We start from the raw sequence: 25782 nt of genomic DNA on the forward strand, positions 1-25782 counted from the left end.
GTCTTTCGGGAAACGAGGGGTTGAAACTCACAGTGCGCTGTCGCCGGTCTCGCCGGTACGGATGCGGACGGCCTGCTCGATGGGCAGCACGAAGATCTTGCCGTCACCGATCTTGCCGGTGCGCGCAGCGGCCTCGATGGCATCGATCACCTGGTCCACCAGCGCGTCGGGCACGGCGGCCTCCAGGCGCAGCTTGGGCAGGAAATCGACCACGTATTCCGCGCCGCGATACAGCTCGGTATGGCCCTTTTGGCGGCCGAAGCCCTTGACTTCGGTCACGGTGATGCCCTGCACGCCGATGTCGGAGAGCGCCTCGCGCACCTCGTCGAGCTTGAAGGGCTTGATGATGGCGGTCACCAGTTTCATGATGCTTTGCTCCTCAGGTCCGGTTACAGGGTCTTGGTCAGCGTCACGATCAGGCGCGCCTTGTTGACGTCACCGAAGTACGACTTCTTGTTCGCACCCGTCACGGCCGCGCCCAGCGACACGCCGTCGCCGAAATCGTAGGCACCGCCCACGCTGTAGTCCATATAGTTGGGCACGCCCAGGCCCTTGATGTCGCTGGCAAAGCGGGTGAAGCCCAGCGATGCCTTGACCGTCACCTTGGGCATCACTTCCTGGGTGAAGCCCAGCCACAGGTAGCCGGTGTTGCGGCCCGACAGTCCCGAGCCGGCCTTCTCGCCAGCCCAGTTGAAATAGTCCTTGGAGACGGTGTGCGAGTACTTGGCCGTGAACGGTCCATAGGTGGCCGCACCGTACAGCTCCGTCGTGTTGCCGGCGGAGTTGCCCGAGTACAGGTACTGCAGCGCGCCGAAGTCCAGGTCCACCTCGCCGGCCTTGAACTTGTAGCCGCCGTAGAAATCGGTTTCCAGCGAATTGCGGGGGAGCCAGTCAACGCTGGAGTTCCAGTTGCCGATGTACCAGCCGCTGTCACCGAAGGTGTAGTCGAAACCGCCCTGCAGGGCCGGCTTGACGGCCTTGTTGCGTCCCGAGTCCTGGTCCTGGCCACGGAACTTGTAGTTCGTGGTCAGCGACACATTGGCCGTGAGCTGGGCGTGGGCCCAGAGCGGAGCGATGGCGACACAGGCGATGGCGAGCGACTTGAGGCTGGCACGGGACATGGGATCCTCCGGTTTGAAAAATTTCGTGACAACCGGGTTAAGCACGGACCGTGCCAGTCTTTTCTGCTTGGTGATGCGCCTTCCGACTCACCGATGCGGCACCGCAGCATCCTCGCATGCACCGGCTTTGTGCAGAAGTTCTGCACCGTTACGGTGATAGCAGTCGCTCACATGGCTGCGATGAAACATTGCACCAAAACAGTGCAATCAGACAGATCCGATGTGCTTGCCGGCAGCTGCAGATTGACGCGCATCAATGCCCGCCCCCACAATCGCGGCTCCCTCCTGGCGTGGCACTCGATCCAGTTGGTGTGGGCGTTTCCCAGACGCACTGCCGGCTTCAGGTTTTCCAGTCCCGATCTCCGCGCCTTCGTGCGTCCGCACGTCTGTTTGCCAGCCCCCACCACGGCTGGCGTCTTCCCCTGTCTACGGGTCGCCTCCATGCGTGCCGGTGCGCCGGCATGCAGGCCTGCGCGCGCCCGCCCATACGGAGTTCCTCATGTTTATTCGCCTGTCCAAATCCGCCATGGTGCTTGCCATGGCCTTTTTCGCGTCCCTGGTCGCCTTCGGCAACATCACCGACTACGCGACCAACTTCGCCTTCGTGCACCACGTCTTCCTGATGGACACGACCTTTCCCGGCAACGGGATCATGTACCGCGCCATCCAGACGCCCTGGGTGCACCATGCGGGCTATATCGGCATCATTGCACTGGAGACGACGACCGCCGTCCTGTGCTGGATCGGTGGCTGGCGGCTGCTGCAGGCGCGACAGGCCGGCACCCGGGCCTTCCGCGCCTCGAAGTCATGGGCGGTGGCGGGGCTGACCCTGGGCTTTCTGACCTGGCAGGTCGGCTTCATGTCCGTGGGCGGCGAGTGGTTCGGCATGTGGATGTCCAAGCAGTGGAATGGCGTGCCCGATGCCTTCCGCTTCTTCATCACGCTGCTGCTGGTGCTGGTCTATTTGACGATGGACAACGACGCAATCCAGGAAGAAGACAAGGCGGCGCAAGGCTGAGCGCCACCTCTTTGCTGCCTGCGCCGTCCGGGCCTCAGAAGGTGGCCGAAGGAAGGTCCTGCCGTGTGAAGACCAGGGAGACCTTGGCCTCCTCGGGAATGGGCGGCAGGCTGGCATCCCAGGCCGTCCAGGCTTGGCGCAGCTCGGCCAGGCGCTGGGGCTCGCGGTCGCGCAGGTTGGCGCGTTCGCGCGGGTCCTGGGCCACGTTGAAGAGGTATTCCACGCCTTCGATCTGCAGGTATTTCCAGTCACCGCGCACCAGGGCGCGCTGGGCGCGGTGCTTCATGCGCCAGCACAGGTCGCGCTCGGGATTCCAGGCGCCATCGTCCATGAGGGGCAGCAGGCTGATGCCGTCCAGCGGGTAGTCGGCGTGGCCGTGCACGCCGGCGGCGGCCAGGAAGGTGGCTGACCAGTCCATGGTGAGATTGGGCGTATCGCTGACGATGCCCGCCGGCATGCGCTCGGGCCAGCGCGCCACCAGGGGCACGCGGATGCCGCCTTCGAGCAGGTCCATCTTCTGGCCGATGAAGGGCCAGTTGTTGGAGAAGCGTTCGCCGCCGTTGTCGCTGGTGAAGACGATGAGCGTGTTCTCGGCCATGCCCTTTTTCTCGAGCGCGTCCAGCACCCAGCCAATGCCTTCGTCCATGTGGTGGATCATGCGCTGGTAGGTCTCGATGGTGCCGCCGTCGGTGTGCTTGCCGAAGCCGCCGATGCGCCGCGATTCCTCCAGGTCGTCGCGCGTGAGCCAGGGCCAGTGCGGGGCGCTGTAGTGCAGGGACAGGTAAAAGGGCTTGTCGGCCGTCTGGCGCTCGACGAAGTCCACGGCGCGGCGGCTCAGCAGGTCGGTGAGGTAGCCCTCTTCCTCGTGCGGCTCCTCGTTGATCCAGAAGTCGGGGCGGCCGCGCGGGTCGCAGTGGGCGAAGTAGTCGGCGCCCCCTGCGTGAAAGCCGTAGAACTCCTCGTAGCCCGACATGCGCGGGCCGAAATGCGGCGGGTAGCCCAGGTGCCATTTGCCGACCAGGGCGGTGGCGTAGCCGGCGTCGCGCAGCAGCGAGGCCACGGTGGGATGGTCGGGCGGCAGGCCCAGCACCTTGTCGCCGTGGACGCTGGCAATCGGCTCCTCGGCCGCGCCGCGCAGGCGGTACTGCCAGCGGCCCGTGGCCAGCGCAAAGCGCGTGGGCGAGCACACGGCCGAGTTGGAATAGCCACGCGTGAAGCGCATGCCCTGCGCGGCCATGGCGTCCAGGCGGGGCGAGACGTCGGTGGCGCGGCTGTGCGCATCGCGCGCGCCCGTGCAGCCGAGGTCGGCATAGCCGAGGTCATCGGCCAGGATGAAGATCAGATTGGGGCGCTGGGTTGCCATGGGAGCCAGAAGACAGTGGATGCGTTGGGAAAGGGAGTATCGCCAAAACGGCGGTGCCTCAGGGCCACAGGCCCTAGTGGCGGCTTCAGTCGTTGGTCAGGTGGATGCGCTTGACCAGGGCGGCCCACTGCGCGGACTGTCCCTTGGCGCGCGCCTGGGCCTCGGCCACGGTGGAGCCGACCATCTCGATGTCCAGGGCCTTGGCGCGCTCCTTTTGCTCGGGCGCGCGGATGGCCTCGTTCATGGCGTCGACAAAGCGCTTTTGCACGGCGGGCGGCACGCCCTTGGGCGCGGCCAGCAGGATCCAGAAGGTGCCGTCGAACTCGGGAAAGCCCGATTCGGCAATGGTAGGCAGCTCGGGCGCCAGCGCCGAGCGCGTCTTGCCCGAGGTGGCCAGGGCGATCAGCTTGCCGCTCTGGACCTGGGGGAAGACCGTGGGGCCGGCCAGGAAGCCGCAGTCCACCTGGCCGCCCAGCAGGTCCTGCATGGCCGGCGCGGGGCCCTTGTAGGGTACGTGGACCATCTTGGCGCCCGAAGTGGCCAGCAGCGATTCCATGACCAGGTGGCCCGGCGAGCCCGCCCCGCCCGAGGCATAGGTCAGCTCGCGCGTCTTGCTGGCGGCCACCATGTCCTTGACGGACTTGAAGCCCGTGCCCGGGCTGCAGACCAGGGTCTGCGAGAAGCGCGCAGCCACGACCAGGGTTTCCAGAGCGTCGGCCTTGTAGCCCATGTTCTTGTAGACATGGGGGTTGACGGTGAGCACGGGGTCCATGGCCCACAGCCAGGTGTAGCCATCGGGCGCGGAGCGTGCGACCTCGGCCGCGCCGATGTTGCCGTTGGCGCCGGGCTTGTTGTCCACCACCACGGCCTGGCCCAGCGCGGCCTGCATGGCGGCGGCCACGGGGCGCAGCGAGATGTCGGAGGGGCCGGCCGGCGGATTGGGCACGACGATGCGGATGGGCCTGGCCTTGGGCCATTCCTGGGCCAGGGCGGGCGCCGCGCACAGCACGGCGGCGGTCAGGGCCACGGCGGCACGCGCCAGGGCTGCGAGGGGGCTGGGCATACTTGTCTCCTTGTCGTTGTCTTGCGGCCAATGTACGCAGGCCGCAGACAATGCATCTAATCCATCATCCCTAGCGTAAACCCGAAACCGGCCCGCGAGCCCATGACCGACCTCCACCGCTGGCGCCACCCCGCCGTGCTCGACGACATGTTCCTCTACCACCTGGCGCGGCTGCAGGCGGCCGCTGGCAGCCGCGTGGTGCGCCTGTGCGAGGGCCGCTACGGCATCACGCGGCGCGAGTGGCGCATGCTCTGCCTGCTGGCCGAGGCCGGGCAGCTGCAGCCCTCGCAGCTGGCCGAGCAGGCGCAGCTGGACCGCACGCGCACCTCGCGCGCGGTCACGGCGCTGCTGGCCAAGGGGCTGTTGTGGAAAGAAAGCCAGGTGGGCGATGCGCGCCGCGCGCTGCTGCGCCTGAGCGACAGGGGCCGCGCCCTGCATGCCGAGCTGTTCCCGCAGGTGCAGGCCATCAACCGCGAGCTCATGGACGCCGTGCCCGAGCCCGAGCTGCAGGCCATGGCCAGCGCCTTTGCCCGCATCCGCACCCGGGCGCGGGAGCTGGAGGCCAGCAGCCCGCCGCCCAAGGCGCCGCGCAACCGCAAGAAACCGGCAGCGCCCTGACGCCAAGGTCCAGAAGGTCAATCACCCCTGCAGGTACACCACATGCGTGTGCGTGTACTCGTACAGGCCGTGCTTGCCATCAGCCCCGCCCACGCCGGACTTGCGCACGCCTGCATGGAAGCCCTGCATGGCCTCGAAGTTCTCGCGGTTGATGTAGGTCTCGCCGAAGTCGATCTCGCGCATGGCCTGCATGGCCTTGGACAGGTCGCGCGTGTACAGCGACGAAGTCAGCCCGTATTCGCAGTCGTTGGCCAGGGCGATGGCCTCGTCCAGGTCCTCCACCACCTGGATGGGCAGCACGGGGCCGAAGATTTCCTTGCGCATGATCTCCATGCCCGCATGGCAGCCGGCCAGCACCGTGGGCTGGAAGTGAAAGCCCGCGCCCAGGTCTGCGGCCTGTCCGCCCGTGACCAGTTGCGCGCCGTCGGCGATGGCCTGGCGCACCTTGGCCTGCACGCTGTCCAGGCCCTTTTGGTTGATCAGCGGGCCCATTTCCACGTCGGGCCGCGCAATCGGGTCGCCGTAGCGCGTGGCGGCCATGGCCTGGGCGATGCGGGCCGTGAACTCGTCGGCCACCTGGCGCTGCACGTAGACGCGTTCGGCGCAGTTGCAGACCTGGCCGGTGTTGATGATGCGCGAGTCGCGGATGGCGCGCACGGCCAGGTCCAGGTCGGCATCGGCCAGCACGATGGCCGGGGCCTTGCCTCCCAGCTCCAGGTTGAGCTTGGTGATGTGGGGCGCGGAGGCTGCGGCGATGCGCTCGCCCGTGGCCACGCTGCCCGTGAAGCTGACCATGTCCACGCCCGCATGCCCGGCCAGCGCAGCGCCCGTGCCGCCCTGGCCATAGACCACGTTGAACACGCCGGCCGGCAGCTCGCACTGGGCCAGCAGCTCGGTGAAGGCATGGCAGTTGATGGGCGTTTCCTCGCTGGGCTTGATGACGATGGTGTTGCCCGTGAGCAGGGCCGGCGCCATCTTGCGGGCGATCAGGAAGAAGGGGAAGTTCCAGGGCAGGATGCCCGCGACCACGCCCAGCGGCTTGCGCAGCAGAAAGATCTGCTCGTTGGCCCGGTCGCTGGTGATGACCTCGCCCTCGATGCGGCGCGCCCATTCGGCCATGTAGTCCAGATAGTCGGCGGTGAAGTTCACCTCGACCTCGGCCAGGCCCAGGGTCTTGCCCTGCTCCTCGGTGATGGTGCGCGCAATGCGCGCGGCGTTGTCGCGGATGCGGGCCGCCACGCGGCGCAGGTACTGTGCGCGCTCCACGGCCGGGCGGCGCGCCCAGGCCTTGTGGGCGCCACGCGCGGCGGCGATGGCGCGGTCCACATCGGCCTGGCTGGACAGGGGCGAGCGCGCCAGCACCGCGCCCGTGGCGGGATTGGTCACCTCATGCAGTTCGGCGCTGTCGGTGAAGCTGCCGGCGATGAAATTGCGCAGCACGGGAAGGGATGCCATGGAGTTCTCCTTGGGTTCAGTAGGTGCGGGATGCAGGGGCCGCCTGGTCCGTGGCGTGCGTGGCGCGATAGCGCCCCAGATTGGCCAGCGCAGCCTGGCGCAGCAGGCTGATGTCGATGCCCACGGCGATGAAGCGGCAGCCCCAGTCCGCATAGCGGCGCGCATCTTCCTCGCGCGGCGCGAGGATGCCGCAGGCCTTGCCGGCGGCCAGCGTGGCCTCGACGGTGCGGCGTATGGCCTCCTGCACCTCGCCCTGGCTGGCGTCGCCCGCATGGCCCATGCCCGTGGACAGGTCGGCGGGGCCGATGAAGACGGCGTCCACGCCATCGACGGCCGCAATCTCGGCCGCGTTGGTCACGCCCCGTGGCGATTCGATCTGCACGATCAGGCACAGCTGTTCATGCGCCGTGCGGATGTAGTCGGGCACGGCATCCCAGCGCGTGGCCCGCGTCAGGCCGCCGCCCACGCCGCGCACGCCGTGGGGCGGGTAGCGCATGGCGCGCACCAGTTCGCGCGCCTGTTCGGCCGTCTCCACCATGGGCACCATCAGCGTCTGCACGCCCACGTCCAGCAGCTGCTTGATGAGCACGGTGTCGCCCTGCACGGCACGCACCACCGGGTGCGTGGCGTAGGGCGCCACGGCCTGCAGCTGGCCCAGCAGCGTGGGCACGGTGTTGGGGGCATGCTCGCCATCGACCAGCATCCAGTCGTAGCCCGTGGTGGCGATGATCTCGGCCGCATAGGGCGTGGCAAGGCCGGCCCAGATGCCGTACAGCGGCTCGGCGCGCCGCAGCGCGGCCTTGAAGGGGTTGGCAGGCAGTTGCATGGCGGGCTCCTTCAGTGCGTGTACGGGCGGTGCAGGGCGCACTCGGGATTGAGCTCCACGCCGAAGCCAGGCTTGTCCAGCGCCGACAGGCGCATGCGGCCGTTGACGGGCACGGGCTCGCCCAGCAGTTGCGGATGGAACATGGGCACGACCTCGTCGGCCTTGGGGGCCATCATCAGGAACTCGGCAAACGGGCTGTTGTGGCGCGTGGCCACGAAGTGGTAGCTGTAGACGCTGGAGCCATGCGGGATGACCAGGGCCTGGTGGGCATCGGCCAGGGCCGAGATCTTGAGCAGCTCGGTGATGCCGCCGCACCAGCCCACGTCGGGCTGGATGATGTCGCAGCAGCCCATCTCCAGCAGCTGGCGAAAGCCCCAGCGCGTGGCCTCGTGCTCGCCCGTGGTCACCAGCATGCCGGTGGGCACGTTCCTGCGCAGGGCCGCGTAGCCCCAGTAGTCGTCGGGCGGCAGGGCCTCCTCGATCCACTTGAGGCCATGGGCCTGCGCACCCTGGGCCAGGCGCGTGGCGTAGTTCACGTCCAGGCTCATCCAGCAGTCCAGCATGAGCCAGAAGTCCGGGCCCACGCGCTCGCGCATGGTGGCCAGCTCCTGCAGGTTGCGGCGCAGGCCCTCCTCGCCTTCGGCCGGGCCGTGGTGCAGCGGCATCTTGCCGCCGATGAAGCCCATCTTCTGCGCCAGGTCGGGCCGCGCGCCCGTGGCGTAGAACTGCAGCTCGTCGCGCACGGCGCCGCCCAGCAGCTGGTGCACGGGCTCGCCGCGCACCTTGCCCAGCAGGTCCCACAGCGCCAGGTCCACGCCCGAGATGGTGTTGATGACGATGCCCTTGCGGCCGTAGTACAGCGTGGACAGGTACATCTGGTCCCAGATGCGCTCGATGTCGGTGACCCGGGCGCCTTCGAGAAAGCGCGCCAGGTGCTTTTCGACGATGTAGGCCGCAGGCTCGCCGCCCGTGGTCACGGCAAAGCCCACGCGTCCGGCGCTGTCCTCGATCTCCACCACCAGCGTGCCCAGCACGTTGATGCCGAAGCTGCGGCGGCTTTGCCGGTACTCGGGGTACTTGGCCATGGGCGTGGCGATGTGGTCGTCGATCCAGTGGCCGTCGGACTGGTCGTGGTAGTCGGCACCGCCGCCCTTGAGCGTGAAGGCGCGCACCTGCTTGATGGTGGGGATCTGTGTCATGGGATGGTTCTGCTCCGTGTGCAAGTGGCTCAGGCGGCCGACGGTGCGGCCAAGGCCGGCGCCAGGCGTGCGCGCACGCCCAGCACCAGGGCCGCAGCCAGCAGCGTGGTGCCGGCCAGCAGGTACAGGCCGGCCGCCGGGGAGTGGAAAAAGCCCTCGGCCCAGTTCTTGACGATGGGGGCGATGAAGCCGCCCACGGCGCCGAGGGAGTTGATGAAGGCGATGCCGCCAGCGGCCGCAGCGCCGGCCAGCGTGTTGGCGGGAAAGGTCCAGAACACGGGCTGCACGGCGATGAAGCCGGCCGCCGCCAGGCACAGCGCGGCTACACCCAGCAGGGGGCTGGAGAAACTCACCGATGCAGCCATGCCCACGGCAGCCATCACCAGCGTCAGGCTGGCGATGCCGCGCGGCTGGCCTGTTCGCTCGGCATGGCCCGGAATCCACCAGGCGGCCAGCAGCGCGCACAGCCAGGGAATGGCCGAGACCACGCCCACCAGCAGGCCCACCTTGGTACCCAGCAGGCCCGCCACCTGGCTGGGCAGGTAGAACACCACGCCATAGACGCTGGCCTGGATCAACAGATAGATCAGCGCCAGGTAGAGCACGCGCGGCTGGCACAGCGCGGCCAGCAGGCTGTGGCCGTGGCCGCCCTTGGCGCGCTCTTCGCTGTCGAGGATGTCCTGCAGCAGCGCCTTGTCCTCGCGGCTGAGCCAGGTGGCGTCGGCGGGGCGGTTGTCCAGGTGGAAATACGCCCAGATGCCCACGGCCACCGCCATCAGCCCCTCCACCGCAAACAGCCACTGCCAGCCGTGCCAGCCGCCCATGCCGTCCAGCTCCAGCAGCAGGCCCGACAGCGGGCTGCCGAAGATGAAGGCCAGCGGCGCGCCGAAGTAGAAAAAGCCCATGGCCTGCGCGCGGTGCGCCGCCGGGAACCAGTAGGTCAGGTACAGGATGACGCCGGGGAAGAATCCCGCCTCGGCCACGCCCAGCAAAAAGCGCAGCACGTAGAAGGTGGTCTGGTCGTGGGCGAACATCATGGCCGCCGACACCAGGCCCCAGGTGACCATGATCCGGCACATCCACATGCGTGCGCCCACGCGGTGCATGATCAGGTTGCTGGGCACTTCCAGCAGCGCATAGCCTGCGAAGAACACGCCCGCGCCAAAGGCGAAGGCCGCATCGCCGATGCCGGTATCGGCCTGGAAGGCCACCTTGGCAAAGCCCACGTTGGCCCGGTCCAGGAAGGCCATGATGTACATGAGCAGCAAAAAGGGCAGCAGGCGCCAGGAGATCCTGGCGAGCAGGGGAGCGGGGAGTTTTTTCATGACTTTCCTTGCAGGCAATGAGAGGCCATCACGCCCGGTCGTCCGGAGCGCTGAAGGCGTGCTTTGTGAAGGTGCGAGCGCGGCCGCGGCGTTGGTGCCGGCCGCGTCTGCGCGTCATGAAACAGGCGATGGGCTGTGCATGTCTTGTCTCCTGGATTGGGTCTGTTTTTTCTTGTCGCAGGGCCAATGTACGGCGCATGATCGATGCTCAACAAATCGAATTTCGGTCACATCCGATACCTTGCGCTTATGCCTGCGAACACGCCCGAATCCGCCCCGCCCGTGCTGCACCGCAGCCTGCTCAACCGCCTGCGCTACAAGCACCTGCACATGCTGGTGGCGCTGGGATCGAGCCTGAACCTGCACCGCGCATCGCTGAGCCTGGCCATGTCCCAGCCTGCGGCCACGCGCATGCTGCGCGAGATCGAGGACATGTTCGGCTGCCAGCTCTTCGAGCGCCTGCCGCGCGGCATGCGGCCCACGGCGCTGGGCGCGCAGCTGGTGCGCTTTGCCGAGGCCTCGCTCAACAGCCTGGACCGCTGCGCCGAGGACCTGGCCGCGCGCCGCCAGGGCGGCTACGGCTACCTGTCCATCGGCACCATCATGGGCGCAGCACCCGACCTGGTGATGACTGCCGTGGCCCGCATGAAGGCGCAAAGCCCGCAGCTGCGGTTGCGCATCATGGGCGACACCAGCGACCAGGTGCTGCGCCTGCTGGACCAGCGCCGCATCGACATGGCCATTGCGCGGCGCAGCCCTGCGGCCCACAGCAGCAGCTACAGCTTCGAGGAACTGGGCAACGAGCGGCTGCTGGTCGTCGTGCGCAGCGGCCATCCGCTGACACGCCGGCGCAAGCTGGGCTGGCAAGAGCTTGTCGGCGACTGGCCCTGGATACTGCAGCCGGCCACCAGCCCCGCGCGCATCGCGCTCGACCAGCTGCTGCAGCGCCTGGAACTGCCTGCGCCGGCCGACATCATCGAATGCAGCTCGGTGTACTCCATGCAGCAACTGGTGCAGCTGACCGACGCCGTGATGCTGCTGTCCGAATCCGCGCTCAAGGACTATCTGCGCATGGGCCTGGTCAGGGCGCTGCCGGTCTGCATCGACGTGCCCATGGCGCCCTTCGGCATCCTCACGCGCACCGACGACGCGCCCACGCAGGAGCAGCAGCGCTTCATCGCGCTGCTGCGCGCGCAGGCCCGGGGGCTGGCTCAGGCGGGTTGAGCCAGCACCTGCCCCATCGCGGCCTGGAACCTCGGATCCAGCATGGCGCTGACGTTGCACCGCGACCAGCGCGAGACGGCCGAGGGATCGACGTGGAAGACACGGCCTGGCGCCATACTGAGCTTGCGCGGCACCAGTTGCTCGGCCAGCCGCAGCGAGTCCTGCACACCGGGGAAGGCCACCCACAGGTACAGGCTTTGCGGGCTGCGCGCAAAGACTTCGCAGCCGTGGGCATCGAGCCAGCCCAGCGCCTGGGCCGTGGCCTGGCCCAGCTTGTGGCGCAGGCGCACCAGGTGGCGCTCGTAGTGGCCCTCGCGCAGCATCACGTCCACCATGCGCTCGCAGTACTCGGAGCCGCTGACGTGGATCAGCGCCTTGAGGTCGGCCAGGTCGCTGGCCAGCGCGTCGTTGCAGGCGATGAAGCCTACGCGCAGCGCGGCCGAGAAGGATTTGGAGAAGCTGCCGATGTAGATGGTGCGCTCCAGTTGGTCCAGCGTGGACAGGCGCACGGCCGAGGTGGGCTTGAAGTCGGCCAGCGGATCGTCCTCGACGATGAGCAGGTTGTGGCGCTCGGCCAGCTGCAGCACCTTGTAGGCCTTGGCGGCCGAGATGTCCGAGCCCGTGGGATTGTGGGCCAGCGACTGCGTGAAAAAAAGGCGCGGCCGGTGCTGGGCCAGCAGTGATTCGAGCGCGGCCACGTCGGGCCCGTCGGCCAGGCGCGGCACGCCGACCACATGGGCGCCGGCCAGCCTGAGCTTGCCGAACAGCGGGTAGTAGCCGGGCTCGTCCACGAGCACGGTGGCCCCCGGCGGCACGAAGTAGCGGATGACCAGGTCCATGGCCTCATTGGCGCCATGGGTCAGCACCAGCTGGCCCGGCGTGGCCTGCAGGCCGAAGTCGCCCAGCTTGCGCACCAGGCTGTCGCGCAGCGGCGCATAGCCGTAGCGGCTGCCGTAGCGGAACAGCGATCCCAGCCCCGTGCGCACCACCTTCTGGTGGTAGCGGTCCAGCCGCATGTCGGCCAGCCATTCCACGGGCGGAAAACCGTCGCCCACGCCCACGCAGTCGGGCTGGGTCTTGAGCTGCTCGCGCATCAGCCAGACGATGTCCATGGCGCGACCCAGCTGGCCCGCGTCCTCATCGGTGCGCTGGGCACCGCGCCCCGTGCCCAGCACGTAAAAGCCCGAGCCCCGGCGCGGCTCGACGATGCCGCGCGAGACCAGCAGGTCGAAGGCCGAGACCACGGTGTTCTTGGCATAGCGGTGCAGCTGCGCCAGCTCGCGCAGCGAGGGCAGCTTGTCGCCAGGGCGGTACACGCCGTCGGCGATCTGCTGGCCGATCAGGTCGGCCAGCTTCTCGGCAATGGGGGCCGAGCGCCCTCTGGTGTCTGCCATGCGCCCTCCGTTCATGTTGCAGTGCGATGGTACTGTTCCCCGAAACTGTACCTTTTGAAAGCGGTACAGTTTTCCTACAGTCCGGCGACCAGAGTTTTGATCCGAGGAGATGTCTTCCATGGTTGCCGATTCGCGCCTGCCCAATTTCCGTGCCCTCACACCGGCCCAGCGCCGGGATTTCCTGGCCGATGCCTGCGGCCTGTCCGATGCCGAGCGCGCCCTGCTCGCCGCCCCCGGCGCCCTGCCCCTGGCGCTGGCCGACGGCATGATCGAGAACGTGTTCGGCAGCTTCGAGCTGCCGCTGGGCGTGGCCGGCAATTTCCGCGTCAACGGCCGCGACGTGCTGGTGCCCATGGCGGTGGAGGAACCCTCGGTGGTGGCCGCCGCCTCGTACATGGCCAAGCTGGCGCGCGAGAACGGGGGCTTTCAGACCTCCAGCACGCTGCCGCTGATGCGCGCCCAGGTCCAGGTGCTGGGCGTGACCGATCCGCACGGCGCACGCCTGGCCGTGCTGCAGGCGCGTGCGCAGATCATCGAGCGCGCCAACAGCCGCGACAAGGTGCTGATCGGCCTGGGCGGCGGCTGCAAGGACATCGAGGTCCACGTCTTCCCCGACACGCCGCGCGGCCCCATGCTGGTGGTCCACCTGATCGTGGACGTGCGCGACGCCATGGGCGCCAACACCGTCAACACCATGGCCGAATCGGTGGCACCCCTGGTCGAGCAGATCACGGGCGGCAGCGTGCGGCTGCGCATCCTGTCCAACCTGGCCGACCTGCGGCTGGCCCGCGCCCGCGTGCGGCTCACGCCGCAGACCCTGGCCACGAAGGAGCGCAGCGGCGAGGAGATCATCGAAGGCGTGCTGGACGCCTATACCTTCGCGGCCATCGACCCCTACCGCGCGGCCACGCACAACAAGGGAATCATGAACGGCATCGACCCCGTCATCGTGGCCACGGGCAACGACTGGCGCGCGGTCGAGGCCGGCGCCCATGCCTATGCCAGCCGCAGCGGCAGCTACACCTCGCTGACGCGCTGGGAAAAGGACAGCAGCGGCGCCCTGGTCGGCAGCATCGAGCTGCCCATGCCCGTGGGCCTTGTCGGCGGCGCCACCAAGACCCATCCGCTGGCACGCCTGGCGCTGAAGATCATGGACCTGCAGTCCGCCCAGCAGCTGGGCGAGATCGCCGCCGCCGTGGGCCTGGCGCAGAACCTGGGCGCCCTGCGCGCCCTGGCCACCGAAGGCATTCAGCGCGGCCACATGGCCCTGCACGCCCGCAACATCGCCCTGGTGGCCGGCGCCACGGGCGACGAGGTCGATGCCGTGGCGCGCCAGCTGGCCGCAGAGCACGACGTGCGCACCGACCGCGCACTGGAAGTGCTGGCCGCGCTGCGCGCCAGGGCCTGACCAGCGCGCGGCCACACAAACAAAAACCCAAGGAGACACACATGACAAGCAAGGATCCCGCCGACTGGCGGCTGGCCGAGGTCTGGGGCGACACCGTGGACCTGCGCCACCTGGCCTGGGCGATTGCCATCGGCACCGGCATCAGCGTGCTGGGCTTCTACCTGGCCAGCCGCTGGCTGGCCACGGTGGTCGAGTCGCACCAGCTGGCCCACGCCTACGCCATGCTCGCGGGCCTTGCCGGCTGCGTGATTGCCGGCGTGATCTGCGCACGTGCCTTTCCGCCCAAGCGGGAAGTGACCGAGCTGGACACCTCGAACGACCCCGAATGGCGCCGCGAAGTACTGGAGGAACTGGCGCGCCAGCCCGGAGGCCTGGGCACGGTGCAGGACCTGCCGCCCGCCGTGGTGCAGGAACTCAAGGAGCTCAAGCTCTACGAGCTGTTCGCCGACAAGGCCGGGAGGGCATGAGATGGAAACCCTGCTGACCAATGACATCGCCGTCGCAGCCGCCATGGGACTGATAGGCGCCGTGGTGTTCGCCGCCATCGGCCTGGTCTCCGGCACGGACGAGACCACCACGCTGGCCCCGCTCACCCTGCTGGTGGTGCTGCTGGGCGTGCCGCCCGCCGGCGTGTTCACCTTCTTCCTGGCCGGCGCCGTGGCCAAGCACATGACGCATGCCGTGCCCACGGCCCTGCTGGGCATTCCCGGCGACACGCTGGCCACGCCGCTGCTGCAGGACGCCAACATGCTGCGCAAGCTGGGCGTGCCCCATATCGCGCTGCGCAAGATGGTTTCGGGCGGCATCGTCGCGGCCTTTGTCGCCGTGCCGCTGGCCGTGCTGTTCGCCGTGATGCTGGCGCCCTTCGGCAGCATGATCACCAAGACGGCGCCCTGGATCTTCCTGGCCGCCGCCCTCCTCATCGCCTACTTCTCGGCGGGGCGCTGGGCCTCGGTCATGCTGCTGATTCCGTTCGTGGTCGTCATCATTGCGCTGCAAAGCCTCACCGCCAAGTACGAGGTCAAGCTCAGCATCAGCTACTTCCTGGGCATTGCCATCGGGCCGCTGATCGCCGACCTGTTCACCGTGATCTCGCCGGCCGGCCGCCAGCGCATGCTGCGCGACAAGGTGCGCCAGTTCAACCTGGCGCCCGACGTGAAGGGCTGGTCGGGCTACTTCCCCAACCCGCTCAAGGTGCTGGACCGCGTGCAGACGCGCTGGACCCTGGCCACGGCCACCATCTCCAGCGCCACCTTCGTCTTCAGCCCCGTGGCCATGACCGTGGTGCTGGGCGAGCTGGTGGGCTCGCGCATCAAGCATGCCTACCACCGCCTGACCACGGTGCTGAGCGCGCGCAACGGCGTGACCGAGGCCACCTACATCGCCGAGGCGCTGATCCCGCTGATCGCCTTCGGCCTGCCGCTGAGCCCCGTGGCCGCCGGCCCCGCCGCGCCGCTGTTCAATGCGCCGCCGCGCTTCACCGTCGATGCCGCCACGGGCCAGGTGAACAACCTGCACAACCTGCTCAGCCACTGGGAGTTCCTGGGCTACGGCATGCTGGCCGTGGTGCTGGCGGCCCTCGTGTCCTACCCCTTCGCCATGAACTTCGCGCGCAGCGCGGCGCTGTTCGTCTCGCGCCGGGTCAGCCACGAGGCCATCATCGCCACCTTCGTGGGCCTGATCATCGTCATCAGCGTCTGGGAAGGCCAGTTGCTGGGCCTGCTCGTGATCCTGACCATGGGCCTGCTCGGCGGCCTGCTGTCACGCGGCTTCGGCTTCAACACCGGCGTGCAGTTCATGGGCTACTACACGGCCGTGCTGAGCGTTCCGGCGCTGGTGAAGCTGTTCTGATTTTTGCGCCGCAAGGGTCAGAACATTCTGAGATTTAGGGGCAGCGCCGCACCCGCCGCCCACAAGGTCCAAGGCCGTTGCCATACTGGGTCACCGAGGCCGCCGCACCGCTGGCGGCCTCTTCCTTTGTGTCTGGCTTTGTGTCTGTCGTTCCTGCGAGGTGCCCATGGGTCTGGCCCTGGTTCAAAGTCGTGCGCTGCTGGGGCTGGCCGCCCCGCGTGTCACCGTGGAAGTGCATCTGGCCAACGGCCTGCCGTCGTTCACGCTGGTGGGTCTGGCCGATGTCGAGGTCAAGGAAGCGCGCGAACGCGTGCGCTCGGCGCTGCTGAACTCCGGGCTGGAGTTCCCGAGCAACAAACGCATCATCGTCAACCTGGCACCCGCCGACCTGCCCAAGGACTCGGGGCGCTTCGACCTGCCCATTGCGCTGGGCATTCTCGCGGCCAGCGGCCAGATCAATGGCGATGCGCTGGCCGACTATGAATTCGCGGGCGAGCTGTCGCTGTCGGGTGCGCTGCGGCCCGTGCGCGGCGCGCTGGCCACGGCCCTGGCCCTGCACCGCCAGCAGGACGGCGCCCGCCTGGTTCTGCCGCCGGGCAGCGCGCAAGAGGCGGCCTTCGTGCCATCGGCCCAGGTGTTCTGCGCGCACCACCTGCTGGACGTGGTGCGCCGCTTCATCACACGCTCGGCCAATGCCCTGGTGCAGGCGGAGCAGGACACGGACGGTGCCCGCTGCAGCGACGAAAGCGAGGACACCGGCGAGACCGACGAAACCGACGAAACCGACGCCTTGCCGGCAGCAGGCGACACCCAGACATGCTCCGGCCCGGGCTGGCATGCGGTGCAGCCGCAGCCCGCCGCCCCAGTGCGCAGCAGCCTGGACCTGGCCGAGGTGCGCGGCCAGGCCCAGGCGCGGCGCGCGCTGGAAATCGCTGCGGCCGGAGGCCATGGCCTGCTGCTGGTGGGGCCGCCGGGCTCGGGCAAGTCCATGCTGGCCCAGCGCTTTGCCGACCTGCTGCCGCCCATGAGCGATGACGAGGCGCTGGAGGCCGCCGCCATCGCCAGCCTGGCCGGCCGCTTCACGCCGGAGCGCTGGCGCCAGCGCCCCACGGCCAGCCCGCATCACACGGCCAGCGCCGTGGCCCTGGTCGGAGGAGGCTCGCCACCGCGCCCTGGCGAGATTTCACAGTCCCACCACGGCGTGCTCTTCCTCGATGAATTCCCCGAGTTCGCGCGCAGTGCGCTGGAGGCGCTGCGCGAGCCGCTGGAGACCGGCCAGATCACCATCGCCAGAGCCGCCCAGCGCTGCGAATTTCCCGCGCGCTTTCAGCTCGTCGCGGCCATGAATCCCTGCCCCTGCGGCCATTGGGGGTCGACGGTGCAGCGCTGCCGCTGCACACCCGACAAGGTGGCGCGCTACCAGGCGCGCATCAGCGGCCCGCTGCTGGATCGCATCGACCTGCATGTGGAAGTCGGCGCCCTGCCCCCGCAGGAGCTGCTGGCCGCGCGCTCGGGCGAAACCAGCGAGGCCGTGCGCGAGCGCGTGGTCCAGGCCCGCGCGCTGGCCGTGCAGCGCCAGGGCAGTGCCAACCACCAGCTTCAGGGCCAGGCCCTGGACGACCACCTGGGCCTGTCGCCCGAGGCCCTGACCTTCGCCCACAAGGCCGCCGCACGCCTGGGCTGGTCGGCCCGCAGCACCCACCGCGCGCTCAAGGTGGCGCGCACCATTGCCGACTTGGCCGGCAGCGCGGCAGTGGAGACGGGGCATGTGGCCGAGGCCATGCAGTATCGGAGGGTGTTGCGGCTGCCGTCATGAGCCGGCAGGCACCAGGCCTTGCGCATCGACAGCCGCAACATCCTGGTCGATCCCCAACACCTCCACGCAGGCATGCAGCGCAGGCGACCAGCCCTGGCGCGCGGGCACGACGAACCAGGTTTCCACGCGGGCGACTTCCTGGGCGAGTGCGCCGGGCAGGGCCGTGATGTGCACGCCGAAGCGGTGCTGCTGGGCCTGGACCACGCTGCGCGGCAGCAGGCCGTAGCCCATGCCGGCGGCCACGCAGCCGAGGATGGCGTCCAGCGATCCCATTTCCATGATGCGTGCGGCCACGCCACGCGCGGCCAGCAGCAGTTCGATGCGCTGGCGGTAGCTGCAGCCCTGGCGGAAGGCCAGGAAGGGCACGGCGCTGAGCTGGGCGGCATCGGGAAAGCGCGGCAGCGCGAAAGCCGTGACCAGCACCAGCTCCTCCTCGAAGACACGCCAGCCCTGCAGGCGGGACTGGGGCGGCATGCCGGAGACGAAGGCGCAGTCCAGGCGCCCGGCAAGCAGGTCGGCCAGCAGCTCGGCCGTGGTGGCCGTGCGCAGCTCCAGGTCCAGGCCGGGCTGGGCCTGGTGCAGGCGCGCCAGCAGCGGCGGCAGGCGCAGCGCGGCCGTGGTTTCCATGGAGCCTATGCGCAGCGCGCCTGCGGCCCGGGCGCTGCCTTGCAGCAGGGCCAGCGCCTCGTCATGGTCGGCCAGCATGCGCCGCGCGTATTGCTCCAGCAGGCGGCCGGCAGGCGTGGCGTGCACGGGCGCGCTGCGCTCCAGCAGTTGCACGCCGGCCTCGTCCTCGAGCTTTTTCACATGGGCCGTCACGTTGGACTGCACGGTGTGCAGTTGCTGGGCGGCGGCGCCGAAGCTGCCGCTGTCGCAGACGGCCAGGAACATGCGCAGGGACTTCAGTTGCATCGCGGCTCCAGTGACATCCATCTTCAATCGAGATTGACGCCATCATTTTGAATCATTGGACATGATGGGCGGCAGCGCCTAATGTATGCCCATCCTCCCCGCATGGCGCCCACTCCCGTGATCCAACGCAACGAAACTTCCCTGCTGCTGACCGGCTTCATGGCCACGCTCAGCGGCGTCGGCCTGGCGCGCTTTGCCTACACGGCGCTGATGCCGCAGATGGTGCATGCCGGCTGGTTCAGCGGCGAGCAGGTGGCCTACCTGGGCGCGGCCAACCTGCTGGGCTATCTGATCGGCGCGCTGGCCGCCGCGCCGCTGGCCGAACGCCTGGGCGCGCTGCGCGTGCTGCTGTGGTGCTGGGTGGCCCTGGCGCTGAGCTTTGCGGCCTGCGCCTGGCCGCTACCCATGCCCTGGTTCTTTGCCTGGCGCTGCATCTCGGGCATTGGCGGCGCCATCCTGATGGTGCTGGGCCCCTCCGTGGCCCTGGCGGCCACGCCCGTGCAGCGGCGCGCGGCCCTGGGGCCGCTGATGTTCTGCGGCATAGGTGCCGGCGCCCTGCTGTCGGCCACGCTGATACCGCTGCTGGCGCGCCAGAGCCTGGGCGCCGTCTGGTGGGCGCTGGCGGCGGTCTGCGCCTGGGCCGGCTGGCTGGGCTGGCGCCATGTGCGGCGGCTGCCGGTGCCTGCGCCCATTGCCATCACGCCCCATGCCCGGCCCGTGCCCGCCGCCCCCCTGTGGACGCTGCCCGTGGTGCTGGTGATGCTGGCCTATATGACGGACGCCTTCGGCTTTGTGCCGCACACGGTGTTCTGGGTGGACTACCTGGCGCGCGAGCTGCAGTTGGGTGACGCCTACGCCTCCACGCAGTGGGCCGTGTTCGGCCTGGGCGCCATTGCCGGGCCGCTGGTGGCCTCGCTGTGCGCCACACGCTTTGGCTGGTGGGGCACGACCACGGGTGCCTATGCGGTCAAAACCCTGGCCATTGCCATGCCGCTGTTCTGGGTGGGATTTGCGGGGCATGCGACCTCGTCCTTCCTGGTGGGCGCGCTGTCGCCGGGCATGGCGGCCATCACCTCGGGCTACCTGATGCAGCTGATCGGCCCTGCGCAGCACAAGCGCATGTGGGGCTATGCCACGGCGGCCTTTGCGCTGATGCAGGCCGTGTCGGGATATTTCATGGCCTGGAGCTATGCGGGCCTGGGCTCGTACCAGCGCCTGTTCGTCATCGGCAGCGTGTCGCTGCTGCTGGGCACGCTCATGATCGCCGCCAGCCGCGCCAGCGCGCGCCGACAGGCCGCCGCATGAGTGCGCGGATTCGAGACAGGAAACAAGGAGTCGTATGAGCACTGCAAAGACCGCGTGGATGGCCCGCCTTGGCATGCGCCATCCCATCATCCAGGCCCCCATGGCCGGCACGTCCACGCCCGCGCTGGCGGCCGCCGTCACCGAGGCCGGCGGCCTGGGCTCGCTGGGCATTGGCGCCAGCGGCACGGAGCAGGCGCGCCAGCAGCTCGTGCAGACGCGCGCGCTGACATCGGGCGCCTTCAACGTCAACCTGTTCTGCCACCGGCCGGCCCGGGCCGATGCGCAGCGCGAGGCCGCCTGGCTGGCCCATCTGGCGCCCGAGTTCGCGCGCTTCGGCGCCACGCCGCCCGCCACGCTCAACGAGATCTACGCCACCGCCGTCGGCAACGCGGCGCTGCAGGCCATGCTGCTGCAGGAGCGGCCCGCCGTGGTGAGCTTTCATTTCGGGCTGCCTGAGCAGGGCTTCATCGACGCGCTGCGCTCGGCCGGCGTCGTGACCCTGGCCAGCGCCACGTCGCTGGACGAGGCGCGCCAGGTGGAGCAGGCCGGTGTCGATGCCATCGTGGCCCAGGGCGTGGAGGCCGGGGGGCACCGCGGCACGTTCGATCCCGCGCAGGACCGCATGATGGGCACCTTCGCCCTGGTGCGAGTGCTGGCGCGCAACACGGCCCTGCCGGTGATCGCGGCCGGCGGCATCATGGACGGCGAGGGCATTGCGGCCGCGCTGGGCCTGGGCGCCTGCGCGGCGCAGCTGGGCACGGCCTTCATCCTCTGCCCTGAATCGTCCGCCAGCCCGGCCTACCGTGCCGAGCTGCGCAGCGAACGCGCCCACCACACAGGCATCACCGCCGCCATCTCGGGCCGGCCGGCGCGCGGCATGGTCAACCGGCTGCATGCGCTGGGCGCCAGCCTTGGCCAGCCCCTGCCCGACTACCCGCGCGTCTACGACGCAGGCAAGGCGCTGCACCAGGCGGCGTACGCCCAAGGCAGCTCCGACTACGCAGCCCACTGGGCCGGCCAGGGTGCGCCGCTGGCGCGTGAGATGCCGGCCGCTGCGCTGGTGCAGACGCTGGCCGGCGAACTGGCGAGCGCTCAGGCAGGCCGCTAGAGCGTGTTATCCACTAAAGTGCCGCCAGCCCCTGCTCCAGGTCGGCGATGAGGTCGCGCGGCGACTCCAGGCCGATGTGCAGGCGCACCACGGGCCCGCGCGCACTCCAGTCGGTGACGCTGCGCGCCTGCGCCATGTGCGCGGCCGTCGCCAGGCTTTCGTAGCCGCCCCAGGAGGCGCCGATGCCGAAGAGGCGCAGGGCGTCGATGAAGCGGTCCACGGCGGCCTCGGCGGTGCCGGGCTGCAGCTCCAGCGACACCAGGCCGTTGGTGCCCTGGCAGTCGCGCAGCCACAGCGCATGGCCGGGGTGCGTGGGCAGCGCGGGGCAGAACACGGTGGCCACGGCCGGGTGCTGCTGCAGCCAGTGCGCCACCTCCAGCGCATGCGCCTCGTGCATCTGCAGCCGTGCGGCCAGCGAGCGCATGCCGCGCAGCACCAGCCAGGCATCGTCGGGGCTGACCGCCATGCCGAAGGCATCGCAGCGCGCCGCCAGCGGCTCCCAGGCGGCCTCGGTGGTGGCCACGGTGCCCATCATCACGTCGGAGTGGCCCGACAGGTACTTGGTGGCTGCCATCACCGAGACATCGGCCCCCAGCGCCAGCGGCCGGTACTGGCAGCCCGACCCCCAGGTGTTGTCGGCCACGACCAGGGCGCCGCGCGCATGGGCCATGGCCGCCAGCGCGGGCAGGTCGCACATCTCGTAGACCAGCGATCCCGGGCATTCGGCATAGACCATGCGGGTGTTGGGGCGCATGCGCGCCTGGGCGTCGCTGCCATCGGCCGCGAAGAAGTCGTACTCGATGCCGTAGGGCCGCAGCCATTGCCCGGCCAGGTGGCGCACGGGCTGGTAGGCGCTGTCGGTCAGCAGCACATGGTCGCCGGGGCGCAGGTAGCTGAGCAGGGCCATGCCGATGGCCGCCAGGCCGGTGGGCAGCAGCCGCGTGCGGTGGGCGCCTTCCAGCTCGCTGACGGCGTCTTCCAGCGCAAAGCCGGTGGGCGTGCCGCGCGCGCCGTAGCTGAAGATGCGCTCGCCGGCGCGGCGCTCGCGCATCTCGCGCTGCTGTGCCGTGTTCTCGAACAGCACGGTGCTGGCGCGCACCAGGGGCGGGTTGACGGCCGTGCCGCCCGCATAGGCCGGGCGCTTGCCCGCATGCAGCAGCCGGGTCTGCAGGTCCAGCGCGGGGGCGCCAGGGGCGGATGCGCCAGGCACGGGGGCGTGTTCGGCAGCCATCAGTCGATCTTCGCGCCCGAGAGCTTGACCACGCGCGACCAGCGCTCCATGTCCTGGCGCAGCTGGGCGGCAAAGGCCTCGGGCGTATTGGCCACGACTTCGCTGCCGCCATCGACGACCAGCTTGGTCACTTCCGGCAGTTGCAGGGTGCGCACGATGGCGTCGTGCAAGAAGGCCACGCGCTCGGGCGGCGTGCCGGCGGGTGCGAAGAAGCCGTACCAGTCCTCGAAGCGCGCATTGCGCAGGCCCAGTTCCTCCAGCGTGGGCACCTTGCCGAACACGCCGATGCGGCGCGGGCTGGTGACGGCCAGCGCGCGCACCTGGCCCGCCTGGATCATGCCGGCCACGGACGAGGTGGAGGTGATCAGCACATCGACCTGCTGGCCCAGCAGATCGTTGATGGCCGGCCCCGCGCCCTTGTAGGGCACATGGGTCATGGGCACGCCGTTTTCCTTGGACAGCACCACGCCCACCAGGTGCGACAGCGTGCCGTTGCCGGGCGTGGCATAGGTGACGCGGCCCGGCTCGCCCTTGCTGCGCGCCACCAGGTCGGCAAAGCTCTTGAGGGGCGAGGCCGAAGCGACCACGATGGCCAGCGGCGCCGCGTTGATCTGCGTGATGGGCACGAAGTTCTTGAGCGGATCAAACCCCGGCGCGCTGTAGAGCGCGGGGTTCACCGCCATCAGCGAGACCTGGCCCGTGAGCACGGTGTAGCCATCGGGCTTGGCCTCGGCCACGGCCTTGGCGCCGATGTTGCCGCCTGCACCGCCCCGGTTTTCCACCACGGAGGGCTGGCCCGTGGCCTCGGTCAGGCGCGTGGTGACCCAGCGCGTGCTGGCGTCGTTGCCGCCGCCCGGCGGGAAGGGCGAGATGAAGCGGATCGGCTGGGCCGGATAGCCGTTGCGCGCAGCCAGCGGCTCGGCCGTGGCCTGCGAGAGCATGGCCAGGGCCGCGAGGCCGGCGGCCAGCATCCTGGCCAGGGTGGGGATTGCGAACATGTCTTGTCTCCTGTCGTTATGTGATCTGATTTATGTCGCTCTACGGCAAGTCAGCGATATATGGCGCTGCCTTTGCAACTGACGTGACTTTGGCCAGGGGCACCAAGCAAGGGCCGCCCCCGCAGCGAGGGTGCCGTCCCCCTCCCGCGCAGCGAGAGAGGGGGAAGCGGCGAAGCCGCTCAGGGGGAGCTTCATGCACTCGGCAGGCGGAAGGCGGCCAGTTCCTGGGCATCGAGCTGCGGCACCAGGCCCGTCTCCCAGGCCAGGTAGCGGCGTGCCGCTTCCTTGTTGCCGTCGTGGCGGTCGTGCACGAAGAACAGGTAGTCGATGCATTCGGCGTCGGTGGGACTGTCGGGCGTGGCCTCGACGGGCAGGCCGGCCTGCTGCCATGCGGCCAGGCCGCCTTCGAGCAGCAGCGGCGCGGCGCCCTGCAGTTCCAGCGCGGCCCATTGCGCCATGCCGGGCTCGTCGGCCACCAGCACGATCTGGCGCGTCTCGCCGGCCAGATCGCTGGCAAGGCACGGGCGGATGGACCAGCGGGCCCCGGCGATGTGGCCTGCGCGGTACTTCATGCCCGCGCGCAGATCGACCACGGCCACCTCACCCTGGCGCATGCGCTCATGCAGGGCCTGCGCCGTGATGCCTGCCAGTGCGGGGGCCTGGGGCAGCTGGGCCGGTGCCAGGTCCAGGCCGCTTTGCAGGCCGCCCCGCAGCACGCAGGCGTCATGGCCGAGCTGGCGCAGCCAGCTGGCCACCACGGGGGCGCGCACGCCATCGCTGTCGAACAGCACCAGGCGCGCACCGCGCACGCCCACGTACTGGTCGCCGGCCTGCATGAGCTGGCCGCCGGGCGTGTGCTGGGCACCGGGCAGCGAACCGGCCTTGAATTCCTCGGGCGTGCGCACATCGCACAGGAACAGCGTGCGCGCAGCATCCTGGCTCCAGGCGCGCACGGTGTCGGCATCGACCTCGGGCACGTCGAAGCGTTCGGCCAGGGCGCGGGCCTGGGCTTGCAGCGCGCTGCTGGCCGAGTCGTCGCCATAGCGCTGCGTTCCGCCGTGCTCCAGCGGCAGGTCGGCCAGGTACCAGCCCTGGGTGCCGTTTTCCAGCGCGTAGACGGGGTTGGGAATGCCCAGGTTGATCAAGGTCTGCGCGCCGATGATGGAGCGCGTGCGGCCCGCGCAATTGACCACGATGGGCGTGGCCGCATCGGGCACCAGGCGGCTCACGCGCAGCGCCAGCTCGCCATTGGGGCAGCAGATGGCGCCGGGGATGTTCATCTTGTGGAACTCGGAGACGGGTCGGCCGTCCAGCACCACCAGGGGCAGGCCCGCCGCCTGTCGGGCTGCCAGCTGCTGGGCCGTGATGCGCGGCGTGCCGTAGGCGTGTTCGGCCAGTTCGCCAAAGGTCTTGGAAGGCAGGTTCACGCCGGCGAACAGCGTGTAGCCCGCAGCGCTCCAGGCCTTGGCACCGCCTTCGAGCACGGCGACCCGGGTGTAGCCCAGGGCTTCGAGGCGGCGCGCGGCGCGCTCGGCCACGCCCGCGCTGGCATCGCCCTCGCCACCGTCGTAGGTGACGACGCGCACCTGCCGGCGCGGCACCAGGCGGGGCACATCCAGCTCCAGCCGGCTGTAAGGCAGGGGCGTGGCGTAGAACAGGTGCGACTCGCCGTACTGGCCGTGCTCGCGCACGTCGAGCAGCGCGATCTCCTGGCCGTCGTGCAGCCAGGATTTGAGGGTGTGGGCGTCAATGGATGCGGTCATTGCATGCGGTCCGGGAAAAAGATCGGCAAGGAATTTCGGGCAAAGCCCTGCCACGCACGCCCCGTGGGGCGCGCTGCGGCATGGACAGTGAAAAGGCAGGAAGCGAAAGGCAGCGGCCGGAAGGCCGGGGCTCAGCGGCGCGTCTGCACGCCGATGGCCATGGTCTGGCAGGTACCGGTGGCCAGGTCGTAGCTGGTGCGCTCGTTGAGCGTCTCCAGCGCGCGGCCGTACATGTGCAGGTGGCGGATGACCTGATCGCCCTGGATCTCCACGGAGTGGATGTCCTCGGGCATGAGGGCGATGCCCTGGCCTGGTGCGACCACCACGAGTTCCGTCTCGCGCAGCGTGCCCTTGCCGGGGACGGAGCCGTCGTCGGTGCGCTCGTAGACGCGGTTGTGCTCCGTGCCCTCCACGGCGGCAATGCAGGCCCAGGTCGTGTGGTTGTGCGGCACGATGCGCTTGCCCGGGCGCATGACGTTGAGGTACAGCGCATAGCTCTGGTCGGCGTCCTCGGCGATCAGGTAGCGCGCCTGGTGCTCGCCCTGCTCCGGTGCGGCGTAGTCGGTCTGTTGCCAGAAATCGCGGCGCGCGGCCAGGCCCAGCAGTTGCTGGAGCACGGCGTCCAGGCTGGCGCGCGTGGCCGCGTCCTCGCCAATGGCCTGCTTCATGCTGTCGATGGCTGCTGCCACTGCGGCGCTGCGCTGTTCGGTGATGGTGTTGTTGTTGTTGGTGGTGGTGGTGGTGTTCAAAGGGGGCTCCTTGTCGTCGTTGAAGCCCACTGTAG

General features: G+C 69.4%; 23 protein-coding genes. 9 read left to right on the forward strand and 14 right to left on the reverse strand.

Annotation, left to right across the window (positions count from 1 at the left end):
* Positions 1-27 precede the first annotated feature (27 nt).
* Both JHD82_RS11365 and JHD82_RS11370 read right to left on the reverse strand, forming a co-directional pair.
* The gene (locus tag JHD82_RS11365) at positions 28-366 is read right to left on the reverse strand and encodes a P-II family nitrogen regulator (RefSeq protein WP_012202241.1); all 339 of its coding nucleotides are present in this window, start codon (positions 364-366) and stop codon (positions 28-30) included.
* A 23-nt stretch (positions 367-389) separates the two neighbouring features.
* Complete coding sequence (locus tag JHD82_RS11370) at positions 390-1121, reverse strand: TorF family putative porin (protein ID WP_012202240.1); 732 nt, start codon at positions 1119-1121, stop codon at positions 390-392.
* A 499-nt stretch (positions 1122-1620) separates the two neighbouring features.
* Between JHD82_RS11370 and JHD82_RS11375 the strand changes: the two genes are divergently transcribed.
* Positions 1621-2139 (forward strand): DUF2165 family protein, encoded by a 519-nt coding sequence (locus JHD82_RS11375; RefSeq protein ID WP_199136530.1) that lies wholly within the window; start codon positions 1621-1623, stop codon positions 2137-2139.
* Positions 2140-2173: 34 nt separating this feature from the next.
* On the opposite strand, the gene JHD82_RS11380 is transcribed toward JHD82_RS11375, so the two are convergent.
* Together JHD82_RS11380 and JHD82_RS11385 are read right to left on the reverse strand one after the other, a co-directional pair.
* On the reverse strand, positions 2174-3502 hold the full coding sequence (locus JHD82_RS11380; protein WP_088166564.1) for a sulfatase: 1329 nt from the start codon (positions 3500-3502) through the stop codon (positions 2174-2176).
* An 85-nt stretch (positions 3503-3587) separates the two neighbouring features.
* Positions 3588-4565: a tripartite tricarboxylate transporter substrate binding protein gene (locus JHD82_RS11385; RefSeq protein ID WP_199136532.1), complete on the reverse strand. Its 978-nt coding sequence runs from the start codon at positions 4563-4565 to the stop codon at positions 3588-3590.
* Positions 4566-4667: 102 nt separating this feature from the next.
* Between JHD82_RS11385 and JHD82_RS11390 the strand changes: the two genes are divergently transcribed.
* Complete coding sequence (locus JHD82_RS11390; RefSeq protein WP_199136534.1) at positions 4668-5183, forward strand: MarR family winged helix-turn-helix transcriptional regulator; 516 nt, start codon at positions 4668-4670, stop codon at positions 5181-5183.
* 21 nt (positions 5184-5204) lie between these two features.
* On the opposite strand, the gene aldA is transcribed toward JHD82_RS11390, so the two are convergent.
* The 4 genes from aldA to JHD82_RS11410 are packed head-to-tail and all read right to left on the reverse strand — an operon-like array spanning position 5205 to position 9988.
* Positions 5205-6638, reverse strand: coding sequence for an aldehyde dehydrogenase (aldA, locus tag JHD82_RS11395; RefSeq protein ID WP_199136536.1), 1434 nt, complete (start codon positions 6636-6638; stop codon positions 5205-5207).
* A gap of 16 nt (positions 6639-6654) precedes the next feature.
* Positions 6655-7464: an HpcH/HpaI aldolase/citrate lyase family protein gene (locus JHD82_RS11400; RefSeq protein ID WP_199136538.1), complete on the reverse strand. Its 810-nt coding sequence runs from the start codon at positions 7462-7464 to the stop codon at positions 6655-6657.
* Between the two features lie 11 nt (positions 7465-7475).
* Entirely contained in the window at positions 7476-8663 is a 1188-nt protein-coding gene (gene rhmD / locus JHD82_RS11405; RefSeq protein WP_199136540.1) for an L-rhamnonate dehydratase, read from the reverse strand.
* Positions 8664-8692: 29 nt separating this feature from the next.
* Positions 8693-9988 (reverse strand): MFS transporter, encoded by a 1296-nt coding sequence (locus JHD82_RS11410; RefSeq protein WP_199136542.1) that lies wholly within the window; start codon positions 9986-9988, stop codon positions 8693-8695.
* 204 nt (positions 9989-10192) lie between these two features.
* Between JHD82_RS11410 and JHD82_RS11415 the strand changes: the two genes are divergently transcribed.
* Positions 10193-11212 (forward strand): LysR family transcriptional regulator, encoded by a 1020-nt coding sequence (locus JHD82_RS11415; protein WP_043792738.1) that lies wholly within the window; start codon positions 10193-10195, stop codon positions 11210-11212.
* On the opposite strand, the gene JHD82_RS11420 is transcribed toward JHD82_RS11415, so the two are convergent.
* Positions 11200-12606 carry a PLP-dependent aminotransferase family protein gene (locus tag JHD82_RS11420; RefSeq protein WP_013800164.1) on the reverse strand — a complete coding sequence of 469 codons (1407 nt, stop codon included), beginning with the start codon at positions 12604-12606 and terminating at the stop codon, positions 11200-11202. The two genes, JHD82_RS11415 and JHD82_RS11420, sit on opposite strands and share 13 nt — an antisense overlap.
* A 118-nt stretch (positions 12607-12724) precedes the next feature.
* On the opposite strand from JHD82_RS11420, the gene JHD82_RS11425 reads away from it, so the two are divergent.
* The 4 genes from JHD82_RS11425 (at position 12725) to JHD82_RS11440 (ending at position 17681) form a co-directional block, all read left to right on the forward strand.
* Complete coding sequence (locus JHD82_RS11425; protein ID WP_199136545.1) at positions 12725-14014, forward strand: hydroxymethylglutaryl-CoA reductase, degradative; 1290 nt, start codon at positions 12725-12727, stop codon at positions 14012-14014.
* Between the two features lie 41 nt (positions 14015-14055).
* The gene (locus JHD82_RS11430; protein ID WP_199136547.1) at positions 14056-14481 is read left to right on the forward strand and encodes a hypothetical protein; all 426 of its coding nucleotides are present in this window, start codon (positions 14056-14058) and stop codon (positions 14479-14481) included.
* A 1-nt stretch (position 14482) separates the two neighbouring features.
* A complete protein-coding gene (locus tag JHD82_RS11435; RefSeq protein ID WP_017405458.1) occupies positions 14483-15865 on the forward strand; it encodes a tripartite tricarboxylate transporter permease in 1383 nt (460 codons plus the stop codon).
* A 166-nt stretch (positions 15866-16031) separates the two neighbouring features.
* Positions 16032-17681, forward strand: coding sequence for a YifB family Mg chelatase-like AAA ATPase (locus tag JHD82_RS11440; protein WP_199136549.1), 1650 nt, complete (start codon positions 16032-16034; stop codon positions 17679-17681).
* Here the strand turns inward: JHD82_RS11440 and JHD82_RS11445 are convergent.
* Positions 17676-18593, reverse strand: a complete 918-nt coding sequence (locus JHD82_RS11445) for a LysR family transcriptional regulator (RefSeq protein WP_013800154.1) — start codon at positions 18591-18593, stop codon at positions 17676-17678. The two genes, JHD82_RS11440 and JHD82_RS11445, sit on opposite strands and share 6 nt — an antisense overlap.
* A gap of 102 nt (positions 18594-18695) precedes the next feature.
* Here JHD82_RS11445 and JHD82_RS11450 point away from each other — a divergent pair, with 102 nt between their 5' ends.
* Together JHD82_RS11450 and JHD82_RS11455 are read left to right on the forward strand one after the other, a co-directional pair.
* On the forward strand, positions 18696-19898 hold the full coding sequence (locus JHD82_RS11450; protein WP_199136550.1) for a YbfB/YjiJ family MFS transporter: 1203 nt from the start codon (positions 18696-18698) through the stop codon (positions 19896-19898).
* A 34-nt stretch (positions 19899-19932) separates the two neighbouring features.
* Positions 19933-21006: a nitronate monooxygenase family protein gene (locus JHD82_RS11455; protein WP_199136551.1), complete on the forward strand. Its 1074-nt coding sequence runs from the start codon at positions 19933-19935 to the stop codon at positions 21004-21006.
* Between the two features lie 13 nt (positions 21007-21019).
* Here the strand turns inward: JHD82_RS11455 and metC are convergent, their stop codons facing one another.
* From metC to JHD82_RS11475, 4 genes are all read right to left on the reverse strand, one after another.
* Positions 21020-22237: a cystathionine beta-lyase gene (metC, locus tag JHD82_RS11460; protein WP_199136552.1), complete on the reverse strand. Its 1218-nt coding sequence runs from the start codon at positions 22235-22237 to the stop codon at positions 21020-21022.
* Positions 22237-23235, reverse strand: coding sequence for a tripartite tricarboxylate transporter substrate binding protein (locus JHD82_RS11465; protein WP_199136553.1), 999 nt, complete (start codon positions 23233-23235; stop codon positions 22237-22239). Before JHD82_RS11465 ends, metC begins: the two co-directional genes overlap by 1 nt.
* Positions 23236-23426: 191 nt before the next feature.
* Complete coding sequence (locus JHD82_RS11470) at positions 23427-24998, reverse strand: rhodanese-like domain-containing protein (protein ID WP_199136554.1); 1572 nt, start codon at positions 24996-24998, stop codon at positions 23427-23429.
* A gap of 131 nt (positions 24999-25129) precedes the next feature.
* On the reverse strand, positions 25130-25666 hold the full coding sequence (locus JHD82_RS11475) for a cysteine dioxygenase family protein (protein ID WP_199136570.1): 537 nt from the start codon (positions 25664-25666) through the stop codon (positions 25130-25132).
* Positions 25667-25782 lie beyond the last annotated feature (116 nt).

The sequence above is a fragment of the Delftia sp. ASV31 genome (genome assembly GCF_016428765.1).
Lineage (GTDB): Bacteria > Pseudomonadota > Gammaproteobacteria > Burkholderiales > Burkholderiaceae_C > Comamonas > Comamonas acidovorans.

Excerpts from the sequence above, each read along its gene's own strand:
- JHD82_RS11365 (WP_012202241.1), bottom strand. The coding sequence starts at position 366 with ATGAAACTGGTGACCGCCATCATCAAGCCCTTCAAGCTCGACGAGGTG.
- JHD82_RS11370 (WP_012202240.1), bottom strand. The coding sequence starts at position 1,121 with ATGTCCCGTGCCAGCCTCAAGTCGCTCGCCATCGCCTGTGTCGCCATC.
- JHD82_RS11375 (WP_199136530.1), top strand. The coding sequence starts at position 1,621 with ATGTTTATTCGCCTGTCCAAATCCGCCATGGTGCTTGCCATGGCCTTT.
- JHD82_RS11380 (WP_088166564.1), bottom strand. The coding sequence starts at position 3,502 with ATGGCAACCCAGCGCCCCAATCTGATCTTCATCCTGGCCGATGACCTC.
- JHD82_RS11385 (WP_199136532.1), bottom strand. The coding sequence starts at position 4,565 with ATGCCCAGCCCCCTCGCAGCCCTGGCGCGTGCCGCCGTGGCCCTGACC.
- JHD82_RS11390 (WP_199136534.1), top strand. The coding sequence starts at position 4,668 with ATGACCGACCTCCACCGCTGGCGCCACCCCGCCGTGCTCGACGACATG.
- aldA (WP_199136536.1), bottom strand. The coding sequence starts at position 6,638 with ATGGCATCCCTTCCCGTGCTGCGCAATTTCATCGCCGGCAGCTTCACC.
- JHD82_RS11400 (WP_199136538.1), bottom strand. The coding sequence starts at position 7,464 with ATGCAACTGCCTGCCAACCCCTTCAAGGCCGCGCTGCGGCGCGCCGAG.
- rhmD (WP_199136540.1), bottom strand. The coding sequence starts at position 8,663 with ATGACACAGATCCCCACCATCAAGCAGGTGCGCGCCTTCACGCTCAAG.
- JHD82_RS11410 (WP_199136542.1), bottom strand. The coding sequence starts at position 9,988 with ATGAAAAAACTCCCCGCTCCCCTGCTCGCCAGGATCTCCTGGCGCCTG.
- JHD82_RS11415 (WP_043792738.1), top strand. The coding sequence starts at position 10,193 with ATGCTCAACAAATCGAATTTCGGTCACATCCGATACCTTGCGCTTATG.
- JHD82_RS11420 (WP_013800164.1), bottom strand. The coding sequence starts at position 12,606 with ATGGCAGACACCAGAGGGCGCTCGGCCCCCATTGCCGAGAAGCTGGCC.
- JHD82_RS11425 (WP_199136545.1), top strand. The coding sequence starts at position 12,725 with ATGGTTGCCGATTCGCGCCTGCCCAATTTCCGTGCCCTCACACCGGCC.
- JHD82_RS11430 (WP_199136547.1), top strand. The coding sequence starts at position 14,056 with ATGACAAGCAAGGATCCCGCCGACTGGCGGCTGGCCGAGGTCTGGGGC.
- JHD82_RS11435 (WP_017405458.1), top strand. The coding sequence starts at position 14,483 with ATGGAAACCCTGCTGACCAATGACATCGCCGTCGCAGCCGCCATGGGA.
- JHD82_RS11440 (WP_199136549.1), top strand. The coding sequence starts at position 16,032 with ATGGGTCTGGCCCTGGTTCAAAGTCGTGCGCTGCTGGGGCTGGCCGCC.
- JHD82_RS11445 (WP_013800154.1), bottom strand. The coding sequence starts at position 18,593 with ATGCAACTGAAGTCCCTGCGCATGTTCCTGGCCGTCTGCGACAGCGGC.
- JHD82_RS11450 (WP_199136550.1), top strand. The coding sequence starts at position 18,696 with ATGGCGCCCACTCCCGTGATCCAACGCAACGAAACTTCCCTGCTGCTG.
- JHD82_RS11455 (WP_199136551.1), top strand. The coding sequence starts at position 19,933 with ATGAGCACTGCAAAGACCGCGTGGATGGCCCGCCTTGGCATGCGCCAT.
- metC (WP_199136552.1), bottom strand. The coding sequence starts at position 22,237 with ATGGCTGCCGAACACGCCCCCGTGCCTGGCGCATCCGCCCCTGGCGCC.
- JHD82_RS11465 (WP_199136553.1), bottom strand. The coding sequence starts at position 23,235 with ATGTTCGCAATCCCCACCCTGGCCAGGATGCTGGCCGCCGGCCTCGCG.
- JHD82_RS11470 (WP_199136554.1), bottom strand. The coding sequence starts at position 24,998 with ATGACCGCATCCATTGACGCCCACACCCTCAAATCCTGGCTGCACGAC.
- JHD82_RS11475 (WP_199136570.1), bottom strand. The coding sequence starts at position 25,666 with ATGAAGCAGGCCATTGGCGAGGACGCGGCCACGCGCGCCAGCCTGGAC.